The following is a 5088-nucleotide window of genomic DNA, read 5'->3' on the forward strand; positions in this document are numbered from 1 at the left end:
CGCCGCGGGCAGGCCGGCGGGTGCGGGGTGCCCGGTGCTAGGGCGGCGTCGGAGTCCCGGCCGGTTCGCCCGGGGCGGCCCGGCGGCCCGCTCTGGCGACGGAGATCTGCCGTGCGACGCGGGGGCCGAGCACCGACAGGACGAGGAGGATGCCGGTCACGACGATCTGGGACTGCGCGGAGACGTCCTGCAGGCTCATCACGTTCTGCAGGGCGCCGAGCAGGAAGACGCCCGCGATCGCGCCGCCGAGCGTGCCCTTGCCTCCGTCGAAGTCGATGCCGCCGAGCAGCACCGCGGCGACGACGGACAGTTCGAGGCCGGTGGCGTTGTCGTAGCGGGCGCTGGCGTAGTGCAGGGCCCAGAAGACGCCGGTGAGGGAGGCCATCAGGCCGGTCACCGTGAACAGCAGCAGCTTCTGCCGCCTGACGCGGAGGCCGGCGAAGCGTGCGGCCTCCTCGTTGGCGCCGATGGCGAAGAGCGACCGGCCGAACGGGGTGGCGTGCAGGACGACGACGGCGATCGCCAGCAGCACCAGGAAGGGCAGGAAGGCCTGCGGCAGGAAGGTGTCGCCGACGCGGCCGGCCGCGAACTCCAGGTACGGCGAGGGGAAGTCGGTCACCGCGTCGGAGCCGAGGACGATCTGCGCGATGCCGCGGTAGGCGGCGAGGGTGCCGATGGTGACGGCAAGCGAGGGCAGCCCCAGGCGGGTGACCAGGAGGCCGTTGACCAGTCCGCACACGACGCCGAGCAGCAGGCAGATCGGGATGATCGTCTCGATGGTCATGCCCTGGTTCCACAGCGCGCCCATCACCGCGCCGGAGAGACCGGCCGTGGAGGCGACGGAGAGGTCGATCTCCCCGGAGACCACCAGCAGGGTCATGGGCAGCGCGACGAGGGCGATGGGCAGGGTGTTGCCGATCAGGAAGGACAGGTTGAGGGCGTTGCCGAAGCCGTCCACGAAGCCGAAGGACAGCAGGAGCAGGACGATCAGGAGGGCGCCGACGACCGTGTCCCACCGGATGGCGCGGGTCAGGGACTCAGGCATGGCGGGTGTCCCCCTTCTGCGGGAGTTCGGCGTGTGCCGGCTTCTTCTTCAGGGCCGTGGCGACGCGCAGGGCGACCACGCGGTCGACGGCGATGGCCAGCAGGAGCAGCACACCGTTGATGGCGAGCACCCACACGGAGCTGACGCCGAGGGCGGGCAGAACGCTGTTGACGGACGTCAGCAGGAGTGCGCCGAGGGCGGCGCCGTGGACGCTGCCGGAGCCGCCGGTGAAGACGACGCCGCCGACGACGACCGCGCTGACGACGGTGAGTTCGTAGCCGTTGCCGGTGCCCGAGTCGACGTTGCCGAACCGGGCCAGGTAGAGGACGCCGGCGAGTCCGGCGAGCGCGCCGCAGAAGGTGTAGGCGGCGAGGATGCGCTTGCGGACGGGGATGCCGGCGAGCCGGGCGGCCTCCGGGTTCGAGCCGAGGGCGTACAGCTCCCGGCCGCTGACGAAGTGCTTCAGGTAGTACGCGGTGGCCACCAGGACGCCCAGCGCGATCATCGCGAGCCACGGCACCGCGGAGATGCCGCCGGAGCCGAAGTCGACGAAGCCGCCGGGGAGGTCGGCCGCGGTGATCTGGCGGGAGCCCACCCAGATGGAGTCGACGCCGCGGATGATGTAGAGCGTGCCGAGGGTGACCACGAGGGCGGGTACCTGGCCGAGGCTGACGAGCAGCCCGTTGAGGAGTCCGAAGCCGGTGCCCATCAGCACGGCGAGGAGCACGGCGACGACGGGGTGTCCGCCGCCCTGGAGCCAGGTGCCGGCGGCGAAGGCGCTGATGCCGAGCGTGGAGCCGACCGACAGGTCGACGTTGCGGGTGATGACGACCAGGGACTGGCCGACGGCGACCAGCACCAGGATGGTGGCGTTCAGCAGCAGGTCCTTGATGCCCTGCTCGGAGAGGAACTCGCTGTTGCCGGCCTGGGTGACCCCGATCATCACCAGGAGGACGAGCAGGATGGCGAGTTCGCGCATCCTGAAGACGCGGTCGACCAGCCGGGTACCGCCGGACTCGGGCGCGTCGGCGAGGGGCGGTCGTGCGGGAGCGGTGGCCGTCATGCGGCGGCCCTCCCGGTGGCTGCGGCCATCACGGTCTCCTCGGTGGCTTCGGAGCGGGGGATCTCGGCGGTGAGACGGCCCTCGTGCATCACCAGCACGCGGTCGGCCATGCCGAGGATCTCGGGCAGGTCGGAGGAGATCATCAGGACGGCGACCCCGTCGGCGGCCAGCTGCGACAGCAGCCTGTGCACCTCGGCCTTGGTGCCGACGTCGATGCCGCGCGTGGGCTCGTCGACGATCAGGACCTCGGGGCCGGTGGCCAGCCACTTGGCGAGCACGACCTTCTGCTGGTTGCCGCCGGACAGGGTGGCGACGGCGTCGGCGATCCGGGCGTACTTCACCTGGAGCTTCACGGCCCAGTCGAGCGAGCGGCTGCGCTCGGCGCCGCGGTCCACGAGCCCGGCCCGCACGGTGGTGCGCAGTCCGGTGAGGCCGATGTTCCGTTCGATGGACATGTCCATCACCAGCCCCTGGGCCCGGCGGTCCTCGGGCACCAGGGCGAGTCCCGCCGCCATGGCGGCGGAGGGCGCGCCGTTGGTCAGCGCGCGGCCCTTGACCTCGACCTCACCGGCGTCCCGGCGGTCGATGCCGAAGACGGCGCGGGCGACCTCGGTGCGGCCGGCTCCCACGAGTCCGGCGAGGCCGACGATCTCGCCGCTGCGCACCTCGAACGAGACGTCGGTGAACACGCCCTCGCGGGTGAGGCGGCGCACGCTGAGGGCGACCTCGCCCGGCTCGACCACCTGCTTGGGATAGAGCTCGTCGAGGTCGCGGCCGACCATGCGGCGGACGAGGTCGTCCTCGGTCATGCCGTCGAGCGGTTCGGAGGCGATCCACGCGCCGTCGCGCAGGGTGGTCACCCGCCCGCAGATCTCGAAGATCTCCTCCAGACGGTGGGAGATGAACAGGACGGCCGCGCCCTGTTCGCGCAGGGTGCGGACGACGCCGAACAGGCGGGCCACCTCGCTGCCGGTGAGGGCGGCGGTCGGCTCGTCCATGATCAGGACACGGGCGTCGAAGGAGAGCGCCTTGGCAATCTCCACGATCTGCTGGTCGGCGATGGACAGCCCGCGCGCGGGGCGCTCCGGGTCGAGGTCCACACCGAGGCGCGCCATCAGGGCGACGGTGGCCGCACGGGTGGCCCTGTGGTCGATGCGGCCGAGGCCCCGCCGGGGCTGCCGGCCGATGAAGATGTTCTCCGCGATCGACAGGTCGGGGAAGAGCGTGGGTTCCTGGTAGATCACGGCGATGCCGGCGTCGCGGGCGTCGCCGGGGCCGTGGAAGGCGACGGGCTCGCCGTCGAGCAGCACCTGGCCGGCGTCCGGACGGTGCACTCCGGCGAGCGTCTTGATCAGCGTCGACTTGCCCGCGCCGTTCTCCCCGGCGAGGGCGTGCACCTCGCCGGGGAACAGCTCCAGGGACACGCCTCGCAGGGCGCGCACGGCGCCGAAGGACTTGGTGACGTCCTTCAGCGCCAGCACCGGCGCGGGTCCCGGACGGGACGGGTGGCTCATGGGGACTCCTCGACGACACCGGCGGGGAATCCGTCACGGCATCGTGAAAGGTTTCAATTGGGTTGCCGGGACGTTATGCAGCGGCGATGTGCCGAGTCAATGGGTGCGCAGCAAAAGCCTCGGCAGGAGAGAGTTGCGTTTCGGTCACACGGCGTGCGCGTTTCCGGGGGGTTGACAGCCCCGGCGCCGCACCCTAGCTTCCACATGAATCGTTTCACTCTCTCGCCTGGCAGGAGTCCCGCTCCTCCGCCGACGCATGACTTCAGGAGTCCCGAAGTGACCGACCTCGCCGCGGTGAAGGCCGCGCTCAAGACCCAGGCCGTCGAGACACCGTCGTGGGCGTACGGCAACTCCGGGACGCGCTTCAAGGTCTTCGCCCAGCAGGGAGTGCCGCGCACACCGCAGGAGAAGATCGAGGACGCGGCGAAGGTTCACGAGTTCACGGGGGCGGCCCCGACGGTCGCGCTGCACATCCCCTGGGACCGGGTGGACGACTACGCCGCTCTCGCCGCGCACGCCGAGGGGCTCGGGGTGCGCCTGGGCGCGATCAACTCCAACACGTTCCAGGACGACGACTACAAGCTGGGCAGCATCTGCCACCCGGACGCCGCGGTGCGCCGCAAGGCCGTGGACCACCTGCTGGAGTGCGTGGACGTCATGGACGCCACCGGCTCGCGCGATCTCAAGCTGTGGTTCGCGGACGGCACCAACTACCCGGGCCAGGACGACATCCGCGCCCGCCAGGACAGGCTGGCCGAGGCGCTGGCGGAGGTGTACGGGCGGCTGGGCGACGACCAGCGGATGCTGCTGGAGTACAAGTTCTTCGAGCCGGCTTTCTACAGCACCGATGTCCCGGACTGGGGCACCGCGTACGCGCACTGCCTGAAGCTGGGCCCGAAGGCGCAGGTCGTGGTGGACACCGGCCACCACGCTCCGGGCACCAACATCGAGTTCATCGTCGCGAGCCTGCTGCGCGAGGACAAGCTCGGCGGCTTCGACTTCAACTCCCGCTTCTACGCGGACGACGACCTGATGGCCGGTGCCGCCGACCCGTTCCAGCTGTTCCGGATCATGTACGAGGTCGTGCGCGGCGGCGGGTTCACCCCCGAGGTGGCGTTCATGCTCGACCAGTGCCACAACATCGAGGCCAAGATCCCCGCGATCATCCGCTCGGTGATGAACGTGCAGGAGGCGACCGCCAAGGCGCTCCTGGTCGACCGCGACGCCCTCGCGGCGGCCCAGGCGTCCGGTGACGTGCTCGCCGCCAACGCGGTGCTGATGGACGCCTTCGACACCGACGTCCGTCCGCTGCTCGCCGAGGTCCGCGGCGAACTGGGCCTCGATGCCGACCCGATGGGCGCGTACCGCCGCTCCGGCTGGGCCGAGAAGATCACCGCCGCACGCGTGGGCGGACAGCAGGCCGGCTGGGGAGCCTGACCCACGCCACGGACCGGTCCCGCCCGCCC

General features: G+C 71.2%; 4 protein-coding genes. 1 reads left to right on the top strand and 3 read right to left on the bottom strand.

The window, feature by feature from the left end; genetic code table 11:
- Positions 1 to 37: 37 nt before the first annotated feature.
- The 3 genes from EAO77_RS17695 to EAO77_RS17705 are packed head-to-tail and all read right to left on the bottom strand — an operon-like array spanning position 38 to position 3622.
- The gene (locus EAO77_RS17695) at positions 38 to 1045 is read right to left on the bottom strand and encodes an ABC transporter permease (protein ID WP_147989241.1); all 1008 of its coding nucleotides are present in this window, start codon (positions 1043 to 1045) and stop codon (positions 38 to 40) included.
- Positions 1038 to 2108 carry an ABC transporter permease gene (locus EAO77_RS17700; RefSeq protein ID WP_147989242.1) on the bottom strand — a complete coding sequence of 357 codons (1071 nt, stop codon included), beginning with the start codon at positions 2106 to 2108 and terminating at the stop codon, positions 1038 to 1040. The genes EAO77_RS17695 and EAO77_RS17700 overlap by 8 nt, the downstream gene beginning before the upstream one ends.
- Positions 2105 to 3622, bottom strand: coding sequence for a sugar ABC transporter ATP-binding protein (locus tag EAO77_RS17705; RefSeq protein ID WP_147989243.1), 1518 nt, complete (start codon positions 3620 to 3622; stop codon positions 2105 to 2107). The genes EAO77_RS17700 and EAO77_RS17705 overlap by 4 nt, the downstream gene beginning before the upstream one ends.
- Before the next feature lie 276 nt (positions 3623 to 3898).
- Here EAO77_RS17705 and rhaI point away from each other — a divergent pair, with 276 nt between their 5' ends.
- Complete coding sequence (gene rhaI, locus EAO77_RS17710) at positions 3899 to 5059, top strand: L-rhamnose isomerase (RefSeq protein ID WP_147989244.1); 1161 nt, start codon at positions 3899 to 3901, stop codon at positions 5057 to 5059.
- Positions 5060 to 5088 lie beyond the last annotated feature (29 nt).

The organism is Streptomyces sp. T39 (assembly GCF_008042045.1).
Lineage (GTDB): Bacteria > Actinomycetota > Actinomycetes > Streptomycetales > Streptomycetaceae > Streptomyces.

Bases quoted from the DNA above. Each gene is read 5' to 3' on its own strand.
- EAO77_RS17695 (WP_147989241.1), bottom strand. From the start codon at position 1,045: ATGCCTGAGTCCCTGACCCGCGCCATCCGGTGGGACACGGTCGTCGGC.
- EAO77_RS17700 (WP_147989242.1), bottom strand. From the start codon at position 2,108: ATGACGGCCACCGCTCCCGCACGACCGCCCCTCGCCGACGCGCCCGAG.
- EAO77_RS17705 (WP_147989243.1), bottom strand. From the start codon at position 3,622: ATGAGCCACCCGTCCCGTCCGGGACCCGCGCCGGTGCTGGCGCTGAAG.